Raw genomic sequence first — 786 nt, forward strand, 5'->3', positions numbered from 1 at the left:
TTTCATCTTGCTCTATATTTTCCCAAACATATTGCAACATAGCATAACTAGCATCTGCTATATTAGCATAGTCTAGAAATTTAGTGATTAAGTCTAATTTAGCTTCTTGTGTTTTAATGTTTTTGCTCATTTGTTATTCCAAAGTTTCAACTTGCCAGTCATCTTTCTTAAATTTTTTGTCAATATTCTTACAACTTAATACTTCCATATATCTAAAATATAATCCAGCACCCTCATCACCTTTTAAGAATATACCATAATTATCATAAAAATATGTATTAATACGATAATACACTACTTGGTTTTCATTTTTTCTTTCAAATCTAGTTTCCACTATCCTATCTTTTATTTGCTTACTTTTAGGTGTCACTATTATATTCGTTTTATTCTTTATAGATTCATCCTCAATCAACACTTTTCCCAAATTAAAATAACACAAGCTCTTAAACTCATAATACTGCGGATCCATATATTTATAAGAACATCCTCCTACTAAGAATAATAAAAGATATACAGGTAAAAGAAACAAAGTAAATTTTTTAAATATTGTTTTAAAATTTATAGTTTTTGTTTTATTTTTTAATTTACAAAAAATTTTAAAGATAAAATATAAAATAATAGAAAATATAAAAACAAAAAAGAAAAATATAAGAATAAATATTAAAAGATTAACAAAGAATTCTAGCATTTTTATTAACTCCTCTTAATTTTCTCTGTTTTTTTCATAAGACAATTTGTAGTGTTGGGCTGATGTTTTAAAAGTTTAAATCTATTTACAAAATCAAT

The 786-nt window shown here is 23.3% G+C and carries 1 protein-coding gene; it reads right to left on the bottom strand.

Annotated elements, in window-relative coordinates; all coding sequences use genetic code 11:
* Positions 1-133: 133 nt before the first annotated feature.
* A complete protein-coding gene (locus BGS40_RS00900; protein ID WP_057032760.1) occupies positions 134-688 on the bottom strand; it encodes a hypothetical protein in 555 nt (184 codons plus the stop codon).
* Between the last annotated feature and the right edge of the window lie 98 nt (positions 689-786).

The sequence above is a fragment of the Campylobacter sp. 107 genome (genome assembly GCF_002383835.1).
In the GTDB taxonomy this organism is placed as follows: Bacteria; Campylobacterota; Campylobacteria; order Campylobacterales; family Campylobacteraceae; genus Campylobacter_D; species Campylobacter_D jejuni.

Excerpts from the sequence above, each read along its gene's own strand:
- BGS40_RS00900 (WP_057032760.1), bottom strand. The coding sequence starts at position 688 with ATGCTAGAATTCTTTGTTAATCTTTTAATATTTATTCTTATATTTTTC.